Raw genomic sequence first — 19,370 nt, 5'->3', positions numbered from 1 at the left:
AATGAGGATGTCTATTTAGCCGGTGGTTGATGTCTGTTTTACCCGTATAAGAGTTGTCGGGTCCATTATATCATCAGAAGTGTAGAAGTTGCTATTTGGAGAGGAGCTATTTCATGCTAGAGATAATAAAGCAGCGTTGCGAGTATAAGGAAAATCCGGTGGGTATTGACTGCGTTAAGCCTCGGATCAGCTGGCAGCTGAGATCGGATGAAAGATCCGTTATTCAGGCCGCCTATTGGATAGAAGTGGCTGAGGATGCAAGTTTTGAGAACAAGCTATGGGACTCAGGCAAGGTGGAATCCGATCAATCCATACATGTGGAATTAATCGGGTTCAACATTGTTTCCTGCAAGCGTTATCACTATAGGATTAAAGGTTGGGATACGAAAGGCGCAGAGTCCTCCTGGTCCGAAGGTGCCTATTGGGAAACGGGAATCCTTGATGTATCCGAGTGGAAGGCGAAGTGGATTAGCGCACCTGAGCAGGTCATTGCTGCTGATTCGGAGCAATGTCCGATTGTACGCACCAGCTTTGGCGTGGGCCGCAAGGTTCGGCAAGCTCGCATTTACGCGACCGCTTTAGGGCTTTATGAATTGGAGCTGAACGGGAAGAGAGTCGGAGACAGCTATTTCACGCCGGGCTGGACCAGCTACAGGAATCGGCTTCAGGTTCAAACCTATGATGTGACGGATTTCCTCAGAGAAGGCGATAATGTCCTGGGCGCATGGCTTGGGAACGGCTGGTATAAAGGAAATCTGGCATGGGAAGGCAATAAGGCCCTGTACGGGGATAGATTAGCGCTATTTGTCCAAATGACCATTTCGTACGAGGATGGGAGCGAAGTTACCGTTGTTTCCGATGAGACATGGAAAGCAGCCGCCAGCCCGATATTAATGTCCGAAATTTATCATGGAGAAACCTATGATGCACGCTTGGAGCTGGCAGACTGGAGCTCGATTGGTTTCGATGACGAGAGCTGGAAATCAGTCGAGTTGGTTGAGCAATCTCTCGATATCCTGATCTCACAAGAGAATGATCCCGTTCGGAAGATCGAGGAAATCCGGACAATCGCATTATTTCGGACACCGTTAGATGAAACGGTAATCGACATGGGTCAGAACATGGTCGGCTGGCTTCGGTTTACCGCCCAAGGCGAACCTGGCCAGGAAGTGCAGATTCATCATGCTGAGGTGCTCGATAAGGAAGGCAATTTCTACACGGATAATATACGCTCCGCGAAACAGACGATACGTTATGTCTTGAAGGGGCAGGGAAGGGAAACATATGAGCCGCGGTTCACTTTTCAAGGTTTCCGGTATGTTCGGCTGATCGGCTTCGGGGACTCCGTCCGGCTTGAAGATTTCACGGGTGTTGTCCTGCATACAGATATGGTCTCGACAGGAAGCTTCCAGTGCTCCGATCCGCTCATTAATCAGCTTCAACACAATATCGAGTGGGGACTGAAGGGGAATTTCCTCGATGTTCCGACGGATTGTCCGCAGCGCGATGAACGGCTGGGCTGGACGGGCGATGCTCAGATGTTTATTCGAACTGCAGGTTACTTGAAGAACGTAGCACCCTTCTTTACGAAATGGAGCCGCGACTTGAAGGCGGATCAGCGAGAGGATGGCGGCGTTCCGTTCGTCATCCCTCATGTACTGGACGGGAATTCCTATTCTTCCGCAGCATGGGGCGATGCGGCCGTGATTTGTCCCTGGACGATCTATCTCTGTTACGGAGATAAGCGAATACTGGAAGAGCAGTATGAGAGCATGCAGGCTTGGGTTGCTTACATTCGGAGCCAAGGGGATAATGAATACCTTTGGAATACGGGCTTCCACTTCGGGGATTGGCTGGGACTAGATTCTAAACCGGATACCTATATCGGGGCAACGGACAGAGATTATATCGCGACTGCTTTCTATGCGTATTCTGTATCCCTGCTGCGGAAGAGTGCAGCCATAATTGGAAAGCCGGACGATGCTAAGGCCTATGGAGAGTTATACGAGCGGATAGTGACGGCATTTACGGAAGAGTTCGTGACTCCTTCAGGACGGTTGTCGGTCTCGACGCAGACGGCGCAAGTGCTCGGGCTTATGTTCGGGCTGCTGGAAGGAAAGGCCAAGGAGCGGGCCGTTGCCAAGCTAATGGAGCTGCTGGAAGAGAGCAAGTTCCATCTCACGACCGGGTTTGTCGGCACGCCTTATTTGAATCTTGTTCTAAGCAATAATGGTCAGCATGCAGCAGCATTGAAGCTGCTGTTCCAGCAGGATTACCCATCCTGGCTCTATCAGGTGACTAAGGGTGCGACTACGATATGGGAGCATTGGGACGGAATCAAGGAAGATGGCAGCTTCTGGAGCAAGGATATGAATTCATTCAATCACTACGCCTATGGAGCGATTGGGGATTGGCTCTATCGAGTTGTCGCGGGTATCGATACCGATGAAGAGCAGGTCGGGTATAAGCGTATTTCCATTCGTCCGCAGCTTGGTGAAGGGCTCGCTTGGGCAGATGGACGTCTGGAAACGATGTATGGAGAGATTCGCTCTTTTTGGAAGAAATCAGATGCAGGAGCTATTGAGCTTCAAGTGAGCATACCGCCTAATACTACGGCTAAGATCATTCTTCCTGATGCTAAGCTGGAGTCGGTAACGGAGGACGGCTTGTTGCTCGATCAAGTAACTGGCATAGCCTCCGCGGAGCAAGCGGCTACGGGAGTCCAGCTTACCGCAGGCTCTGGGAATTATCATTTTAATTGGCAGATATAAATATAGACAGGTACCCGTTTTTGTGAGATATATGGGGTAAGATCAGAAAGGCGGGAAGCTTCGGATGGCGCGATTTGGCGTAAACCCCATATTTACGAATCATATGGTGTTGCAGAGGGACAGTATTGTACCGATCTGGGGAACGGGAACAGACGGAGCAATAATCACGGTGAAATATGTTGGAGCTGAGGCAGAAGCCGTTATCGCTGAGGGGAAGTGGAGGGTGGAGCTTCCTGCCCAGGGTGCGGGCGGACCTTACGAGCTGACGATTTCGTCTGGCGGAGAGTCCATCGTGCTTCAAGACGTGTTATTCGGCGATGTATGGTTGGCCGGAGGGCAGTCGAACATGGAATGGCGGCTTAACAGCCTAGCAGATACAAAAGCGGATATCGCTGCTGCTTCATTCCCGAATGTGCGCTTTTATGACGTGCCGAGAATCGCTTACGAAGGGGAAGAGGGCAAGTCATCTTCGGACTCTTCCTGGGAAGTATGCACACCCGAGCGGGCGAGTGAGTTCTCTGCTGTTGCCTACTATTTTGCCAAGGATCTCGTGCAAGCGCTTGATGCTCCGATTGGTATTGTCGGGTGCAACTGGGGTGGGACCTCGGCTTCTTGTTGGGTACCGGAAAAGGTGCTGACCGATGATCCGGAGCTTAAGTGTTATGTTGATGAGTATTATGCAGAAATCACCGGCAAGGATCCAGCCGAGGTTGAAGCGGCGGTGAAGCAATATGCTTATCAAGTAAATGAATACATCCGCAAGCAAGCATTAGGTTTGGAAGGTGTAGAGCTGGGCGACTATCCATGGCCTCCTCCGGTATCTCCTAGAAGCTTTCTGCGTCCTAATGGGTTGTATGAGACGATGCTTAGAAAAGCTGCGCCTTACGGATTAAAAGGCTTTATTTATTACCAAGGCGAGAGCGATGCGTTCATGGCGACATTGTACGATCGGCTCTTGGGGACTATGATTCATACTTGGCGCAGTGACTGGGGGGATCCGAAGCTTCCTTTCCTATTCGTGCAGCTGCCGGGATTTGGCTGTGACGGCAATCCGGATGGGGAAGAGTGGGCGTTGCTTCGGGAATCCCAATTGATCGTAACCGAGACGGTTGAGAATACCGCTATGGCCGTCGTGTTAGAATGCGGAGAGTTAAACGATATTCATCCACAGAACAAGAAGCCGGTTGGCGAGCGTCTGGCGTTGGCCGCTCTTCGTTCCGTCTATGGCTTGGATATGGAGAGCTCTGGTCCGGTTTATCATCGGATGGAATTGAATTCAGGGAAAGCGATTGTTCACTTCGATCATGTCGGTGAAGGGCTTGCCGCTCGCGATGATGAATTGACGGGTTTCCAGATCGCTGGTGAAGACGGAGTTTACGTCCGTGCTCAAGCGGCCATTCGTGGTAACTCAGTAGAAGTGTGGAGCGAAGAGGTCGGTGCTCCAGTATCCGTGCGCTATGGCTGGGCGAACTTTCCGGATGCGAATCTGGTGAATAGCTTCGGTCTTCCGGCGGGACCTTTCCGTACGAATAGGGTGGGGCGGAGTTAGTGTTTTGTTTATGGTAGTCATCGGAAGCCGTCACGGATGTTATCGTCCTGGCGGTTTTTTTACTTTATGGCAGCGCCTAGCTTAACGTAAAGTAAACGCTCCCAAAACGGCTTGGGTTCGTTATAATGATTTCATAACGTTATCCTTGGGGAGCAACTGAACGTGAAATTCAAAGGTCGACATTACACCAGCTTTAGCGTTGCTTGGAAATTCGTTCTGACTTACTTGTCTGTGCTTGCCGTTTCGCTATCCGTGACGGGAGTTTATTTGTATATGCAGGCTTCCGCGTCCGCTATCGAGCAGGCTCAGATAGTCATGGAACACAATATGCTGCAGACGAGAGAAAGCATTCGCCAGCAAATTAAATGGATCGAAAACCTTTCACCAATTATCGTGTACGATAATAAGCTGCAGACCTTTTTGTCTAACGGATTTATTGAAGATGCTTACAATATCGAGGATTACCGATCGACTATCCGGCCGTTTGTTGAAAATATAATGCGCCAGAATCGCAACATCTTCGCGCTCCGTGTTTTTATGACGAACGATACGATTCCGGAGCTGTACGACAGCTTTTACAGGGTTGACCGTATTGCGGATAATGAATGGTACCGACAGGCGGTCGACAATTTAAGCCGTTCAGACGGATGGAGGCCTCTTCATAAAGCCGAAATGTTCCAATATTCATTGTATGATTCAAAGCCTGTTGACGTCTTTTCCTATTACCGAAAAATCTATTCGCTCTCATCTAACGAATTAGTAGGCATGATGGAGATGCAAGTAAAAGAATCTGATCTCTTCCAGGTGTTGCGGGAAGCGGTCACAAGCGAACTGGGTAAGGTGTTCGTGGTGGATGCAAACAATACGATTGTATCCAGCAATACCCCATCTTTGTACGGGACGACAAATTTCATAAGGGCAATCGGAACGGAGAATGAAACGGCAAATCTGGTTGAAACGGTGGACGGCGCCCGATCTATCGTCATCTCCGTACCGATCGATGAGTTGAATTGCCGAATCGTCGGCATATTCCCAACCGAGCGGTTCAACGAAAAAGTGAAAAGCTCTGTCAAAACGATCATTCTCGTGTTAGCCGCTTCTTTGATCGTGTTGGGAGCTATTATTTATGTCGTCACGAATGCTTTGCTGGGAAGGCTGAAACGACTCGTTAGAGCGATGAAAAAGGTTCAGGAAGGCTCGCTTGATATTTCCGTACCGGTAAAGGCTAACGATGAGTTTACCCAACTTGCTTTGACGTTCAACCATATGACAAGCCGTATCCATGATTTAGTTGAGACGGTTTACAAAATTCAGCTAATGGAGAAGGAAGCCGAGCTGAAATCGCTGGAAGCTCAAGTGAACCCGCATTTCTTGTACAACACGCTAGCTACGATTTCTTGGGTTGCGCGAAGAGACAATTCAACCGAGACGGAGCAACTGGCGCATACGCTTGCCAAATTTTATCGGCTTGTTCTAAGCAAAGGAAGCTCGTTCATACCCTTGCGGGATGAAATAGAAATGGTGAAAGCCTACTTGCATATCCAAAAATTCCGATTTGAGAGCGTATTTGACGTCCATTTCGATATCGACGAACGGATTTACGCCTGTCGTATCATCAAGAATTTGCTTCAACCTATTGTGGAAAATGCTTTGATTCACGGTATCGAGCCGAAGCGGGCGCACGGCACGATCCGGATCGTTGGACGGTTGGAGGAAGACCGGGTCGAGCTCCAAATCATCGACGACGGAGTAGGAATGAACGCCGATACTCTTAATGCCCTTGCGGCGGGACAGGTGGATAATACGGCAGGCAGCGGTTACGCGCTGAACAATATACGCGAGAGGCTGAGCGGATACTATGGGGAGAACCATCGGTTTAATATCTTCAGCAGACCCGGTATCGGAACTGTCATTATGGTTTCCATACCTGCAGCTCAATAGGAGGTAAGTCGGCATGCTCAAGTTGCTTATCGTCGAAGATGAGAGATGGGAACGGGAAGGGCTCGTCGATTATTTGGATTGGGGTGCTCTTGGAATTGAAATCGCAGGCACGGCCAGGGACGGGATAGAAGGCATGGAACAGGCAGATCATCTGGTGCCTGATATCGTGATCACAGATATTAAGATGCCCGGGATGAACGGAATAGAAATGTCGAAACGATTGAAGGTTAAATACCCGCAGATTAAGATCATTCTGCTGACGGGTTTCGACGATTTCGGCTATGCGAGAGAGGCGATTCAATTCCGGGCTAACGATTATTTACTTAAGCCTGTCGAAGAACAACACTTGCTTCAAGTGATGCGAAAGACGGCTGATGAGTGCAGGCTGGATCTCAGCCGTTCGCAGGAAACGGCAAGATTGCGGGAACAGGTCATGGCGCTAATGGCCGATGAGCGTAAGCAGCTATGGTTCGATGTGCTGGAGGGCAAAGCAAGCCCCGAACATCTGGAAGGGGACCCTTTTCGGAAGAATGATCATCAATATGTCGTCTGGGCGGTCAAGCGCGGTTGTGGTGTTCTTGAGCTTCCGGATATGGAACGAAAAGTAGATGAGCTTCCCGAAAAGCTCGATGTCTTGTTCGCAGAAGGAGCCGAAGGCGACTGGCTCGTATTATGGTCAGTGGCAGAGGAACAAGTTCCTTTGGTGGAACGCTTCGCCGCTCAATTGACCCGCCGTGACGGATCTTATCCAGGCGTGTCCTGGATCGGAATCGGTAATTCCTCAAACTCTCCGTCCGAATTTCGCGAAAGCTGCCGGCAAGCTCGGCTGGCTTGCAAATTCGGGGAGTTCTGGGAAGTTGAAGGAACGGCGGCTTATTCCGAAACGTTGGCACAGCAAGAGCATTTCGTGAGCATCGCCCACGCAGTTCTGAATCAGGCAAACACTTTATCCCGCCAAATGTTGCAAGCCGTAAGCGGCATGGATGAAGGAAAAGCAGTCCGCATGCTGAAAGAACTGCTTGATTTACTCGGCTCACACAGAGGAGCATCCAAAGACTTTATCTGCAGCTATTTGAACAGCTTGATTTATGAAATATCGATTCTTGTTCATGACAATACGCTATATGGCAATGTGGCCGAAGAAAGAGACATGCCGGGTGTCCGAGTCCATATGACCGGCTATGTTGGACGGGCGATAGCTGTCATGGGCGAGAAACGGAACGACACGGAAGATTATGTGGTCAAGAAAGTCATCCGAATGATCGAAGAGCGTTACGGCTCGCCGGACATTAACTTGAAGACAACGGCCGCCGCTCTGTTCCTCTCACCTAATTATGTCGGGGTCATGTTTAAAAAATCGATGGGAAAATCGTTCAACGATTACTTGACCGGATGGCGAATGGAGAAAGCGAAGGAATTGCTGCGGATTCCGGGCAAGAAAGTGTCGCGGGTGGGGGAAGAGGTCGGCATTCCTAATCCTTCGTATTTTGCAGTTGTATTCAAAAGCGCGGTCGGAATGTCTCCGGGAGAATATCAGAGTATTAACCTGATGGATTAATATTAAGAGAGGGCCGGGAGTTGAGTATGCACTCCCGGTTTTTTTTTTTTTTTTCGTGGCGCTTTGTACAGCGCTTTCATTTGTGTTGTTTTACAATACTCGAATTGCTTTTTTGCATATTCGAGCGCGGATAAATAAATTACGATAGGAACATAGCTCAAAATGAAAGCGCATCCACAATGATCTCTCAGAGAGGTGCGCATCGAAGGAGAGAAGTCACAGCATGAAATCGGCCTCCGTTATGCCAAGGCGCGGAATCGGGCATACGTTCTGGCAACAAAGATATTTGATGATTTTGACGCTGCCGGCGGTCATTTGGCTCATTATTTTCAGCTACTTTCCGATGTACGGCGTTATCATTGCCTTCCAGGATTATAACCCGATTCAAGGCTTCATCCGCAGTCCTTGGCTTGGTTGGGACAACTACAGTGAATTGTTCAACGATCCGACCTTTATCAGTTCCTTAAATACGACGTTAAAAATCAGCATTTACAAGCTCTTATTCGGGTTCCCGGCTCCGATCATACTGGCGCTGTTACTCAACGAAATACGAAGTGCGCGGTTTAAGAAGCTGGTGCAGTCGCTTACTTACTTGCCCTATTTCGTCTCCTGGGTATTGGTGGCAGGGTTCATGTATACGCTTCTAAGCCCTGAGACGGGCATACTTACGCAATTGCTCGCATTCGTCGGATTAATCGACAGCAACACAATGGTCATGGGCAACACGAACACATTCATGAGCCTTGTCGTCATCTCGGATATTTGGAAGAACATCGGCTGGAATTCAATCATATTCCTTGCCGCGATTGCAGGAATCGATACACAACTTTACGAGGCTGCGGTCGTTGACGGTGCCGGGCGGTTCAAAAGGATATGGTACATTACGCTGCCTGCGCTGAAGCCGACGATCATCATCCTGCTCATCTTCTCCGTCGGCGGGCTCATTAACTCGAACTTCGATCAGATGTATGTCCTGCAAAACTCGATGACGCAGGATGCCGCCAATGTGTTGTCCATTTACGCTTACAAATCAGGGATCATACTCGGTCGGTTTTCTTACGGCACAGCCGTCGGACTCTTCCAATCCGTCGTTGCTTTCGTCATGGTATTGGGCGCAAATTACACATCACGTAAATTAACAGAAGAAAGCTTATTCTAGGAGGCTCTCACGATGCTCTCACATGCAAGAACCTTACCGGAGAGATTGTTCGATACGATCAATATTGTGCTGATGGCGCTGTTAGCTTTCGTTACCATATATCCCTTTTACAACATATTGATTAACTCGTTCAACGATCCGATCGATGCGGCCCGCGGCGGAATCACTTTCTGGCCTCGGGTATTGTCGATAGAGAATTACAAGATGGTATTCAGGGACGACAGCATCTCGAATGCATTCGTTGTAACGGTTGCCCGGACCGTAATCGGCACGGCTGCTGCAGTTCTGTTCACGGGGGCCTTCGCATACGGAATCTCTAAACCGAACCTGCTATGGCGTAAGCTCATTATCCTCTTGGCTGTCATCACTTTATATTTCAGCGGAGGACTCATCCCTTCCTACCTGTTGATTGCGAAATACCTTCATCTGAAAAACAACTTTTTGGCTTATATCTTGCCGAACCTGTTCAATCCCTTTAATGCGATTATCATGGTGACCTTCTTTCGAGGCATCCCGAAGGAGATGGAGGAATCGGCCAAAATCGACGGTGCGAATGACCTGAGGATATTTTTCCGGCTCATTCTTCCGGTTTCCAAGCCGGTACTCGCGACCATCGCTCTATATAACGGCGTGTTTCATTGGAACTCCTGGTTCGACGCGATGCTTTACGGCGGTCAGCACCTGAAGACGCTTCAGCAAATATTAATTCAAATCATCAATTCCAACAGCAATGTCAGCATTGCAGCGGGGAATCTCGGCTTCCGAGCCGTGACAGCGGAATCGGTTAAGCTGGCAACGATGGTCATTACAACGCTGCCAATCGTATTCACCTACCCGTTCCTGCAGAAGTATTTCGTCAAAGGCATTCTGATTGGTTCCGTAAAAGGTTGAAAATGGCTTTAACGGCATCCGCTGTTCAAAGTATATACTTAAACATACTAATGGGAGGTTGTAACATGAATCGCAAGATCAGCAAGCCTTTGACAGCTTTGCTCGCTATGGCACTGTCGGTTAATCTGGTTCTCGCCGGTTGTTCCAAGAGCAACAACAATCCTTCGGCTTCCAGTGAATCGGCATCGCCATCGGTGGCGGTATCTCCATCTGCCTCCGCTTCGGCATCCGTCGATCCTAATGAGCCTGCGTGGAAGAAAGACACATCGCCATTCACTTTTACACAGTATTTCTACGGAACGTGGGCAACGAACTACTTATGGAAAGACCAGTACGCTGCCAAACTCATCACCGACAAGACTGGAGTTAAGATCGATCGTTTCCTGGCGACCGGAAATGACGACGAATACTTGAATACGATGATAGCGTCAGGCGATCTGCCGGATTCGATCATGCTCGATTGGGGCAACCCGGCAGTTTCCAAGCTTATTAAGAATGATCAGGTATACTCGCTGAACGAACTGATAGACAAATACGCTCCGAAGATGTGGGACGTGCTCGACAAGGAAATGGTCCAATACCATTCGGTAGACGGCAAGCTGTACTACGTGCCGAATTTCTACGAAACGAAGGATCGCCTGCAATCGGAAATCCCTCCGATCGGGATCCGCCCTTGGTTTATTCGAAAAGATATATATGCAGCACTCGGCAATCCTAAGATCGAGTCGCCGGACGATTTGTTAAACGTCTTGAAGCAAGCGAAGGAAAAGTATCCGGACGTTTCGTCGGTCGGTCTGGAAGTATTCGATGTTAACGCTAATGGATTAAAGGGCAGCCGTTCGATGGATTATTTGATCTATTCCTTCTCGCCTAACCTCGATCAGGAACGGTTAAAAGCCGATCAACAAAAAATTGAATTCCCGATGCGCAACGCAGGGTTCAAGGAAGCATTCCGTTACCTTAACACGCTAAGTCAAGCCGGGCTGTTCGATCCTCAGTTGCTCATTTATAAGCAGGAGCAATACGAAGAGAAGCTGTACGGAGCAAATTACGTAGTTCCTTCCCAGTACATGGACAATATGTACCGAATGTACAATCCCAAGATCGCGAGCACGATTGGAGAGGACAAAACGTACCAGGCCCTCGACGGTTTGAAGGTAAACGGTCAGGACCCCCGTTACCCGGTGTCTCGTTTAATGGGATGGCAAGGCTTCTTCATTACCAAAAAAGCGGAAAATCCGGAGCGGATGATCAAATTCCTCGAGTACGCTTTGTCCGATGAAGGCCAATTGGATTTCCGTTTCGGCAAAGAAGGAGAGACTTACGACATGGTGGACGGCTCTCCGGTGAAGAAGAAGGAAATCCAGGATCTGGAGAAAAACGACAATGCGGCGTATAACGCCCAATATGGTTTCGACGACACCACGTTGATGTGGAGATCCGGAAAGCTGTGGGATAACGCCGGCAACAAAACATTTATTGAGAATTATCCGGATCAATTCGAGGCAATGAAAATGCTCGCGAGGTTCAACTTCGATAACTACGCAATGGACTTTAACGTTATCGAGCCTGAGGGCTCCACGCCGGAAGGCATCATCAACGGCAAGGTGAAGGATTTGTGGAACAAAACGATTCCGAAGCTTGTCCTAGCCAAATCCGACGCTGATTTCGACGATGCTTACAACACGTTTCTCGGTCAAATGGACAAAGTAGGGGCAGAGAAAGTTGAGAAAGCAATGTATCAGAAGCATCTCGTCGACCTGAAGAAAAAAGGTCTCTAATCATACCGATCCAAGTTCATGCAAGAAGGGAATAGCATTATTGGGCAGCTTCCTGGAAGCCGGCTCTTCATACAAGGAGCTGTCCCATAAGTCATAACCGATGACTTTGCGGTACAATCACTTATGGTAGAATACGGGAAGAGACGAAGAACGTCCTGATCCACCGTACAAACACGGGGGTTGGGGCGTTATTTGGTAGGAGTTAAGGGGGGATTTTGAAGGGCATCAATACGAGGTAACGGATTGGCGTGGGAGTCCTACTTAGCGGATTTTACCTATAGAATCCCCGGATGGAAAGGTGCAGGCGAGAGCTCTATCTCGAGGCATTGGGCTTTCGTGTCATTTCCATCGCATATGACGATGTGGAGAGCAACGCTGGGCTTATCGTCGCTCTTATGCGCATGCTTTTAAGCCAGTATGAAACGAGCCAAACCCCAGTAAAGCGGGCCTTTTTTGAGGAGAACGAAGTGATCCGTCTAGCTGCCAGCCTAGCTCGGCCAACCCGGCCAAAAGATGTGGAGGATCATGGATGGCCCCTAGGATTGGAGTCGATGTGGAAAAAATAACTGTAAAACAAACAGTAATTATCGATCAATCGCATGCAATTTTAAGTTTTACTGTAGAAGGTGCAGGTAAAAAAGATCATTTCCCGATATGAGGCCAGAAACAGTTAAATTAGATGTATGTGCAGGCAGAGGATATTGTTCAACATTATATAACTGAATTAACCGTATGTTTTACAGTTCACGGTTCTGAAGAAAGTTTGTTTGGACACCATTAACAAAAAAGAAACGGGACGGAGAAGAATGCTGGATCTGCTCCGTACCGTTTTCGTCAACTAAAAGCGATCTGTCCCTGAAGTGAGCTTACTTACTTTCGGGATAGCTCCTTTTTGACGGAAAGCCCCATATTATTATGATTTCTTACAGCGTCGCTTCCGCCACCCGCACCACATAGTCGACGCCGTACGGATAACCCGTCGCCTGGAACGTGAACAGATCGGAATCCGCATCCTGTACGAATTTCAGTTCTTCGCCGTTATCCAGCCACTTGATCGACCGGATGCGCTTATCTACGCCGGTGAACGTGCGCGGCCCCACGCCGCCGGAAGGTACAGTGACATTCCAGTCGCCGGATACCGCCAGATCGTGTACAAAAAAGTATAGCTTCGCGTCCTCGCCTGCCAAGCCGAAATCACTGCCGTGTCCGTTGATACCGCAAGGCTTGGCCGTATAAAGGGCGGAAGCGAACAAACGGACCCATTCCCCGACCGTCTCGAGCATGGCTTCCTGCAGCTTTACGATTTTACCCGTGGCTGTCGGCCCGATATTGAGTAAATAATTGGCTCCCGCTTTCCGGCAAGCAGCCAATGTGAGGATTAACTCCTTCACCGATTTGTATTGAAAATCAATGCTGCTGTAGCCCCAATAGCTGGCCAGCGTCTGGCACATTTCGGCGGCGACGTACTTCGAGCGGCCCCGGCGGTCGAGCGGCTTCGGGCGGCCTTGCTCGAACGTGACGGAATCGATTTCCGGATGTCCGTATTCGCCCTGCTGATGAAGGCCGGAGTTGTTGACGATGATCGCTTCCGGCTGGTGTTTACGGATAATGCCATACAGCACGTCATCCTGCCAATCGGCGTCCGACTTGTCCCAGTTGCCGTCGAACCAGAAGCCGCCGATTTTCCCATAACGAGTGCACAGGATCTCCACCGATTTCTGCAAATAGGCCAAGTACGCCGGAAAATCATTCACGTACGACTCTTGGTACCAATCCGCGGTCGTATGATAGAAGAAGGGAACGATGCCTTCGGATCGGCAGCCTTCCACGAATTCCGCGATCAGATCTCGACCGGCAGGGCTATGAACCGCGTCATAATCGCTCAATCTCAGTGTGTCGAAGAGGGAAAACCCTTCATGATGGCGGGTCGTGAGCACGATGTACTTCATGCCTGCGAGTTTGGCCAAACGGGCGATCGCTTTCGCGTCGAAGTCCTCAGCGGTGAACGTCGACTTCAACTGCCTGTATTCTTCTTTCGGAATCTTGCGCAGCTTCATGACCCATTCGCCTTGTCCGAGCTGGGAATACAGCCCCCAGTGGATGAACATGCCGAAACCGAGGTGTTCGAACTCGGCAATATACGGTTTGGGTACGGGATTTTCGTGCATGGTGTAGAGCCTCCTAAGGAATGATTAGCGTGCGGAAATCTCTTCGATCATCATAAACCAGAATACGGGAATGGGGAAGAAGAGGAATGAAGCCGTGAGGGTGATCTCGTCAGAAATCTAGTTTTAAATTGACAGTCAAGGCCACCGTCATGCAAGATGACAAATAAAGGATATTCTATTAATCAATTAGCAGGGAGGCGAATGAAATAGAAGGACTTTATAAAACCAAATTATCGGAACAACAGTTAAACGAGGTTACCCAAAGAGCGTTTGGCTGTTCCATTGTTTCCTTGATTGAATTGTCGGATGGTTGGGCAAACAGTGCCTATTCAATTCAATTGGATGATGGGAGACGGGTTGTTCTTAAGGCGCGCCCCCCTGTCACTACTCAATTCATGCGCAGTGAGGTCGATACGATGAGGACTGAGGTTAATGCCATGAACCAATTAGCAGGGATCGAAGGCCTGCCGATTCCTCGAATCTACCGTTATGATGCATCTTTTACGTTGTTACCTGTCGAATATTATATGATGGAGCATCTTGAAGGCACTCCTTACAACCATGTGAAAGAATCCATGCCCGAGACGGAGCGGGAGGCGGTCGAGCATCAACTGGGTGTGATGAACCGGCTTATTAACCAAGTTAGGGGTAAGCGGTTCGGGTTTTATTCGGGCACTCAGCACGATTCATGGAAGGATGCTTTCCGGGAGATGATCTTTGGCGTTCTGGAGGACGGTGAAGATGCCGAAGTAACTTTAACAATTCCGTATTCTGAGCTGAAGGAACAGATCGAGCTTCGGTTGGGTGTCTTAGACGAAGTGAAAGAACCTCAGCTCGTTCACTGGGATTTATGGGACGGCAATGTGTTCGTTAAGGATGGTAAGGTAACAGGTATTATAGATTTCGAGAGAGCGCTGTGGGGAGATCCTCTGATGGAAGTGTATTTCGGTCGCTTTAACCCATCGGCGGCATTCAGACAGGGATATGGTTTATGGCTGACGGAACCATCGCAAATGGCTAGACGGACACTCTATGACCTCTATCTCGACCTCATCCTCCATATCGAATGCGCTTATCGTAAATACGAAAATAAAGAGCATGTGCAGTGGGCATACGATAATCTAGTGGAAAGCTTGAAACGGTTTCGTAACTCAACTCAATAATTAGAACTGCTCCTGCAACAGCACGCTTCATTCAGGATAACCACTACCGGAATGTATAGGGATTGTCCCTTAAGGTCGTTAAAGACTTGGAGTCAGCCCATGTTTATTGGTGGAACCTGTATTTACTACAGTAAATGTAGCTTAAAACGAGATATTCACCAACCAACCTGCATTTCCTACAGGTGTTCAACCCAAAATTGGCTATAATGACTCGACTAACCCCAAACACCTGTATTTTTTGCAGTTCAAACGTTCTAAAAGCAGTTGTTGGCGAAAGAACCTGCACTTTTTACAGTTTGTTCTGCAAATAATAGCAGCCGTAATCTTTTATTCTGGAACAGCTAGACCTCCATTTAATCGTCCTATCTTGTCAGGAGTGGTGTTCGAGAAGACGTCGTGAATGTTAGAGGACTTAACCTATTTGTGGAGAATTTCGGAGACTATTCGCAAGGGCTTAAGTTTGCTTTCATTCACCAAGTATAGAGATTGATAGTTCTAGGAATAAGCTTAAAATGGGAGTGTTTTAGTTATCTTCATAAAACCTTCATCGAACTTTAATCAACCCTTCATGCAGTTCTGTAGCATGGATGGTATGATTTTTTTCAGTGGACTCTAAATAGAGAAAGATGAAGGACGTGGAGAGAGATGCACAAAACAATTATTATCGGGACAGGACCTGCGGGACTAACAGCGGCGATCTACTTGGCAAGGGCCAACTTAAATCCACTCGTTATTGAAGGACCGGAACCAGGAGGTCAACTGACGACTACGACCGAGGTAGAGAATTTTCCGGGATTCCCGGACGGCATTATGGGCCCTGAGCTAATGGCTAACATGCGTAAGCAAGCAGAGCGCTTCGGTGCAGAGTTCCGCTCGGGATGGGTAAATAGCGTAGATATGTCAAAGCGTCCATTCACATTGTCTGTTGAGGGCATGGGTGAGCTTACGGCAGAGTCGTTGATTATCTCTACTGGCGCTTCTGCTAAATACTTAGGTATCCCAGGTGAAAAAGATAATGTTGGGCGGGGCGTAAGTACTTGCGCGACATGCGACGGATTTTTCTTCCGCAACAAGAAAATCATCGTCATCGGCGGCGGAGATTCCGCAATGGAGGAAGCTCACTTCCTGACCCGTTTCGCTTCGGAAGTTGTTCTCGTCAATCGTCGTAATGAGCTTCGCGCATCGAAAATCATGCAGGATCGCGCTCGCGGCAATCCGAAAATCAGCTGGAGTCTTAATCGGACTCCGCTAGAGGTGCAGAGTGGTCCGTTGAGCGTAACCGGTTTGAAGGTAACGAACAATGAAACAGGTTTAGAGGAAGTCATCGCTGCGGACGGTATCTTCGTTGCGATTGGACATACTCCGAATACGCGATTCTTGGACGGGCAGCTAGAGACCGATGAAACGGGTTACTTGCTAGTGAATCCAGGCACGACGGAAACCAATATCCCAGGCGTATTCGCTTGCGGAGATGTACAGGACCATCGTTATCGTCAGGCGATCAGCGCTGCAGGAACGGGATGTATGGCTGCATTGGATTGTGAAAGATTTTTGGAGAATCTGTGATGTCATTCTTACAAAAATAGGAAACGAGAGGCTGGGATGATCCCTGGCCTCTTTTTTTTCAGCATGTAGACTGATTATTAGTGGTCTGGCTCCACATTCTCGGTAACCTCGCAAGCTTTGTTGGCGGCGGAGCTGAATTCCTCATCATTGTCGGAGCCAAGCTTATCTCCGAACTGATCTAGTTGACTCGGGTGACTCGCGGGTCCGTTATTGTCCGGCTTGCTGTTTCTTCCGGTCATGGTATCACCTCCTGTGGGTTAGAATGACCCAATTCGACGGAGGTTACTCCGGATATGGATTGCAAACTTTTCACTCCGCGTGTCACAAAATACTCTCCGTTATCGACTTATTTATTAGAACGTATAAGACGGAGGGCGATAGTCATGGAAATCAGAGAAATACAAGGCTACGACGCGGCGGTTATCGGGGGTGGTCTGGCAGGTCTGATTGCAGCAATTGAATTAGCGAAAGCCGGCAGATCAGTCGTTGTTCTCGAGAAATCTAGCCATGTGGGTGGAAGGGCAATAACGATCAATAAGCATGGGACTTTATTTAACCTTGGCGGACATGCGCTGTATCTCGGCGGCGAGGCGAACGGTATTTTACAGGAGTATGGACTTAAGTTGGAAGGTAAAAAACCTTCCTCTAAAGGATCAGCCATATGGAATAACCAGGTCATGTCGATGCCGGGAGATCCGATGGGGCTATTAACATCGCCCTTACTGGGGTGGTCTGGTAAAGCTAAGCTGATAAAAGCGTTAGGTAAAATGATCAAAGCGAAGCCCGCTACACTTCCGCTCATGAGTCTCCGTGCTTGGGCGGAAGGGGAAATACACGATCCGATGGTACGCCATATTTTCTACGCGCTTTGTCGAACGGCAACCTACACCCAAGATCCTGATTTTCAACGGGCAGGACCTGTACTGAAACAGGTTCAACGCGCGCTAAAGTCAGGAGTAAAGTATTTGGATGGCGGCTGGCAAACGATTGTGGATCAGCTTCGAGATCTGGCGATACAGAATGGAGTCAGCATCCTAATGAACAAAACAATAGTGGATATCATGCATGACAGCGGGCAGGTAAGAGGTGTGCTTTGTAAAGATGGGACATTGCTTGAGGTCCCGAACGTGATTAGTACGGTTTCTCCTGCAGACACTTATCGGATGACAAAGGAAGCGGAGAAAACCATCTTGAAACGCTGGAAAGATGAAGCAAGACCTTCGATTGCTGCAAGTCTGGACCTTGCCTTGAAGCGTCTGCCCGTGGCGAAGCGTGACTTCGCCATCGGGGTGGATCAGCCTGTGTTTTTCTCGAATCACTCAAGAGCAGCTAAGTTGAGCGAGAATGGAGCAATTGTTGTGCACCTAACGAAGTATAACGGTCAAGGGGAACAGGACCCTAAAGCTGACGAACGAATGTTAGAGCAAACGATGAGCTTGCTGCATCCTGGCTGGGAGAAGGAAGTCGTCTCCCGGCAGTACTTGCCGAATATGACAGTCGTTCACGATTATCCCCACCTCGGTCGTACGGAACAGAATATAGGTCCAATCGTTCCGGAAATTCAAGGGCTTTACGTTGCAGGTGATTGGGTTAGCCATGGAGAAATGTTAGCTGATGCTTCAGCTGCAAGCGCCAGAAGAGCTGCCCGACATATTATCGGAAACCAATTGGAACTCGGTGCCCCAATTAAACCTCTTATTGCTTATGCGCGCTAATCATCTTTCTCCTGGGAGGTGTTTGTGTGACTCTTAATCAGTCGCCGGATGTGTTGTATCGCACTTATAAACCTCTGTTATTCTCCTTGGCCTATCGAATGCTTGGAAGCGTAATGGACGCGGAGGATGTTGTTCAGGAAATCTTTCTATACTGGAGTGAGGGTAAGCCTCCACAGGTTCTTAATGAGAAGGCCTATCTGTGCAAGATGGTAACTAACCGCTGTATTGACCGACTTCGAGCTGCGAGCAGACAACGCGAGGTTTACGTCGGCCCATGGTTACCCGAGCCGCTTCTGACCGATGTCGAGGATTTCGATCGCCCATCTGGAACCTACCTGCATAAAGAATCACTTTCAACGGCTTATTTGCTCCTGCTTCAACAGCTTTCATGGGTCGAGAGAGCCGTGTTTATCCTCAGAGAAGTACTGCAATATGAGTATGACGAGATCTCCGACATCGTGGGGAAGAGCAGTGCAAACTGCCGGCAAATCTTCCATCGAGCGAAGAACGGAATTAGCGGTCTGAAAGTCTCGGCTGATTCGGAAGGTACCGAGTCTCCGCGCTCGGAGTCGATCAAGCTGCAGGTAGAGCAATTCGTGCAAGCTTTGATATCTGGTAATTCCGCACAGCTGGTTAGCCAGATGAAATCGGATGCGACGTTATACTCAGACGGGGGCGGGAAGGTTACCGCTGCCATCCGGCCTATACTGGGTGCTGAGAAAATTGCAATGTTCTTATTTGGTATCTTAAGCAAGCTTCCTGCTGACTATTCTTATCGTATCGTCACATATAATGACCAGCCGGCTATCGTCTCTTACTTTGGCAAGGAGCCGAACAATGTCATGACGTTTCGAATAGAGGACAATGTCGTAACCGATATTTACATCGTCATAAACCCGGATAAGCTTCACCATTTACCTCGATTATAAAAACCAAAAACGGTCAAGCGAGAGAATGCCCTCCCTGCTTGACCGCTTTTTATTAGTGTCGCCCAGCATGGGCGTTATCTATAGGGTGCAAGTCCCGAATGGCGAAGGCAGTAGTAGTCATTAGCTTAAGACAAGGGTGTCCTCCGTGAGGTGGAATCTGAAGGAAGTCGGCGGCAAAT

General features: G+C 48.8%; 14 protein-coding genes. 12 read left to right on the top strand and 2 right to left on the bottom strand.

The window, feature by feature from the left end:
* The first annotated feature begins 113 nt into the window (after positions 1 to 113).
* The 8 genes from ACESLK_RS09880 (at position 114) to ACESLK_RS09845 (ending at position 12,216) form a co-directional block, all read left to right on the top strand.
* A complete protein-coding gene (locus tag ACESLK_RS09880; RefSeq protein ID WP_373229251.1) occupies positions 114 to 2,771 on the top strand; it encodes a family 78 glycoside hydrolase catalytic domain in 2,658 nt (885 codons plus the stop codon).
* 64 nt (positions 2,772 to 2,835) lie between these two features.
* Complete coding sequence (locus ACESLK_RS09875) at positions 2,836 to 4,320, top strand: sialate O-acetylesterase (RefSeq protein WP_373229250.1); 1,485 nt, start codon at positions 2,836 to 2,838, stop codon at positions 4,318 to 4,320.
* Positions 4,321 to 4,482: 162 nt separating this feature from the next.
* The gene (locus ACESLK_RS09870) at positions 4,483 to 6,261 is read left to right on the top strand and encodes a cache domain-containing sensor histidine kinase (RefSeq protein ID WP_373229249.1); all 1,779 of its coding nucleotides are present in this window, start codon (positions 4,483 to 4,485) and stop codon (positions 6,259 to 6,261) included.
* 13 nt (positions 6,262 to 6,274) lie between these two features.
* Positions 6,275 to 7,819, top strand: a complete 1,545-nt coding sequence (locus ACESLK_RS09865) for a response regulator (protein WP_373229247.1) — start codon at positions 6,275 to 6,277, stop codon at positions 7,817 to 7,819.
* A 223-nt stretch (positions 7,820 to 8,042) separates the two neighbouring features.
* A complete protein-coding gene (locus ACESLK_RS09860) occupies positions 8,043 to 8,978 on the top strand; it encodes an ABC transporter permease (RefSeq protein ID WP_373229246.1) in 936 nt (311 codons plus the stop codon).
* Between the two features lie 12 nt (positions 8,979 to 8,990).
* Positions 8,991 to 9,869 (top strand): carbohydrate ABC transporter permease, encoded by an 879-nt coding sequence (locus ACESLK_RS09855; RefSeq protein ID WP_373229244.1) that lies wholly within the window; start codon positions 8,991 to 8,993, stop codon positions 9,867 to 9,869.
* Positions 9,870 to 9,934: 65 nt separating this feature from the next.
* Positions 9,935 to 11,650 carry a type 2 periplasmic-binding domain-containing protein gene (locus ACESLK_RS09850; RefSeq protein ID WP_373229241.1) on the top strand — a complete coding sequence of 572 codons (1,716 nt, stop codon included), beginning with the start codon at positions 9,935 to 9,937 and terminating at the stop codon, positions 11,648 to 11,650.
* A gap of 290 nt (positions 11,651 to 11,940) precedes the next feature.
* Positions 11,941 to 12,216 (top strand): hypothetical protein, encoded by a 276-nt coding sequence (locus ACESLK_RS09845; RefSeq protein WP_373229239.1) that lies wholly within the window; start codon positions 11,941 to 11,943, stop codon positions 12,214 to 12,216.
* 357 nt (positions 12,217 to 12,573) lie between these two features.
* On the opposite strand, the gene ACESLK_RS09840 is transcribed toward ACESLK_RS09845, so the two are convergent.
* Positions 12,574 to 13,818: an alpha-L-fucosidase gene (locus ACESLK_RS09840; RefSeq protein WP_373229238.1), complete on the bottom strand. Its 1,245-nt coding sequence runs from the start codon at positions 13,816 to 13,818 to the stop codon at positions 12,574 to 12,576.
* Between the two features lie 185 nt (positions 13,819 to 14,003).
* On the opposite strand from ACESLK_RS09840, the gene ACESLK_RS09835 reads away from it, so the two are divergent.
* Together ACESLK_RS09835 and trxB are read left to right on the top strand one after the other, a co-directional pair.
* Positions 14,004 to 14,981, top strand: a complete 978-nt coding sequence (locus ACESLK_RS09835) for a phosphotransferase family protein (protein WP_373229363.1) — start codon at positions 14,004 to 14,006, stop codon at positions 14,979 to 14,981.
* Between the two features lie 645 nt (positions 14,982 to 15,626).
* A complete protein-coding gene (trxB, locus tag ACESLK_RS09830) occupies positions 15,627 to 16,547 on the top strand; it encodes a thioredoxin-disulfide reductase (protein ID WP_373229237.1) in 921 nt (306 codons plus the stop codon).
* A 77-nt stretch (positions 16,548 to 16,624) separates the two neighbouring features.
* Here trxB and ACESLK_RS09825 read toward each other — a convergent pair whose 3' ends face one another.
* Complete coding sequence (locus ACESLK_RS09825) at positions 16,625 to 16,786, bottom strand: hypothetical protein (protein WP_373229235.1); 162 nt, start codon at positions 16,784 to 16,786, stop codon at positions 16,625 to 16,627.
* A gap of 144 nt (positions 16,787 to 16,930) precedes the next feature.
* Between ACESLK_RS09825 and ACESLK_RS09820 the strand changes: the two genes are divergently transcribed.
* Together ACESLK_RS09820 and ACESLK_RS09815 are read left to right on the top strand one after the other, a co-directional pair.
* Positions 16,931 to 18,262 (top strand): phytoene desaturase family protein, encoded by a 1,332-nt coding sequence (locus ACESLK_RS09820; RefSeq protein WP_373229234.1) that lies wholly within the window; start codon positions 16,931 to 16,933, stop codon positions 18,260 to 18,262.
* 26 nt (positions 18,263 to 18,288) lie between these two features.
* Complete coding sequence (locus tag ACESLK_RS09815) at positions 18,289 to 19,191, top strand: RNA polymerase sigma-70 factor (protein WP_373229232.1); 903 nt, start codon at positions 18,289 to 18,291, stop codon at positions 19,189 to 19,191.
* The last annotated feature ends 179 nt before the right edge of the window (positions 19,192 to 19,370 follow it).

The sequence above is a fragment of the Cohnella sp. genome, from assembly GCF_041640265.1.
GTDB lineage: Bacteria > Bacillota > Bacilli > Paenibacillales > Paenibacillaceae > Cohnella.
Note: the sequence above shows the minus strand (reverse complement) of the source record. Positions and strands in the feature narration are given on the sequence as shown.

Excerpts from the sequence above, each read along its gene's own strand:
- ACESLK_RS09860 (WP_373229246.1), top strand. The coding sequence starts at position 8,043 with ATGAAATCGGCCTCCGTTATGCCAAGGCGCGGAATCGGGCATACGTTC.
- ACESLK_RS09875 (WP_373229250.1), top strand. The coding sequence starts at position 2,836 with ATGGCGCGATTTGGCGTAAACCCCATATTTACGAATCATATGGTGTTG.
- ACESLK_RS09865 (WP_373229247.1), top strand. The coding sequence starts at position 6,275 with ATGCTCAAGTTGCTTATCGTCGAAGATGAGAGATGGGAACGGGAAGGG.
- ACESLK_RS09840 (WP_373229238.1), bottom strand. The coding sequence starts at position 13,818 with ATGCACGAAAATCCCGTACCCAAACCGTATATTGCCGAGTTCGAACAC.
- ACESLK_RS09820 (WP_373229234.1), top strand. The coding sequence starts at position 16,931 with ATGGAAATCAGAGAAATACAAGGCTACGACGCGGCGGTTATCGGGGGT.
- ACESLK_RS09855 (WP_373229244.1), top strand. The coding sequence starts at position 8,991 with ATGCTCTCACATGCAAGAACCTTACCGGAGAGATTGTTCGATACGATC.
- ACESLK_RS09880 (WP_373229251.1), top strand. The coding sequence starts at position 114 with ATGCTAGAGATAATAAAGCAGCGTTGCGAGTATAAGGAAAATCCGGTG.
- ACESLK_RS09825 (WP_373229235.1), bottom strand. The coding sequence starts at position 16,786 with ATGACCGGAAGAAACAGCAAGCCGGACAATAACGGACCCGCGAGTCAC.
- ACESLK_RS09850 (WP_373229241.1), top strand. The coding sequence starts at position 9,935 with ATGAATCGCAAGATCAGCAAGCCTTTGACAGCTTTGCTCGCTATGGCA.
- ACESLK_RS09845 (WP_373229239.1), top strand. The coding sequence starts at position 11,941 with ATGGAAAGGTGCAGGCGAGAGCTCTATCTCGAGGCATTGGGCTTTCGT.
- trxB (WP_373229237.1), top strand. The coding sequence starts at position 15,627 with ATGCACAAAACAATTATTATCGGGACAGGACCTGCGGGACTAACAGCG.